At 60.5% G+C, this 859-nt stretch carries 1 protein-coding gene; it reads right to left on the bottom strand.

All coding sequences use genetic code 11. The features are described 5' to 3' along the window. Positions 1-278: 278 nt before the first annotated feature. Positions 279-859: IS110 family transposase (locus tag ACOI1H_RS25875; protein WP_422441215.1), on the bottom strand; the 581-nt coding region annotated here is incomplete at its 5' end.

The following is an 859-nucleotide window of genomic DNA, read 5'->3' as shown; positions in this document are numbered from 1 at the left end:
TGTGCATGTATGGATGCCCCCATTGGTGCAAGTGATTTTTGAACGGTTCGAGCGTGTGATCGGGTGCGGTCATGTATCAGGCCTCTGTGTGCGGCACTGATATAACCGCCGGCCGGTATGGCGATGCGCGGACCAGAAGCATATCAACAAACCGAGCTCTGAGGCTCCTGCACAAATACTGCTTTCTCTGACCCGGATCTGATCGATCCTTTGCCCTTACTGTTCAGTGACCTCCTCACACCCCCAACTTACCGGGACGTCGTGACGCGCAATCTTCGCTACGCCATCGTCGCCGCCGGATGCCGGTAATCCTCTTGTTTCGTCATCATGGCCCAGAGGCCACGCGCCATCTTGTTGGCCAGCGCAATCGCGGCAACCATGCGTGGCTTGCGGGTCAGCAGGCGCTTGAGCCAGCGATTGTTTGGGGTGTCGAACCGCTCGACAGCCTGAAGGACTGCCATGGCGCCAGAGACCAGAAGGGTGCGGATGTCGCGCTGCCCCATCTTCGAGGTCTTCCCAAGCCGGGTCTTGCCGCCTGTAGAGTGCTGCTTCGGCACGAGCCCAAGCCACGCGGCAAAATCGCGACCGCGTTTGAAGCTGGCCAGGTCAGGGGCAAACGTCTCGATGGCAAGAGCCGTCACAGGGCCCACGCCCGGCATGGTTTGTGCGCGGCGGACCGCGTCCGCTTTTTTGGCGGCACATCTCATCTTCGCGTCGAGATCTGCAACACGTGCATTCAACCCCTCGATCTGCTCCAGATATATGAGGCCGAGGTCTCGAACTTCCGGGTGCAGCGCCGTGTCACCATCGGCAATTGCGTCCGCAAGCGTCTTCAGATGGGCAGGTCCCCGGGCCGCGA

Origin of the sequence: Loktanella sp. DJP18, from assembly GCF_049310965.1 — a bacterium.
In the GTDB taxonomy this organism is placed as follows: Bacteria; Pseudomonadota; Alphaproteobacteria; order Rhodobacterales; family Rhodobacteraceae; genus Loktanella.
This window is presented reverse-complemented; position numbering and strand designations above follow the sequence as displayed.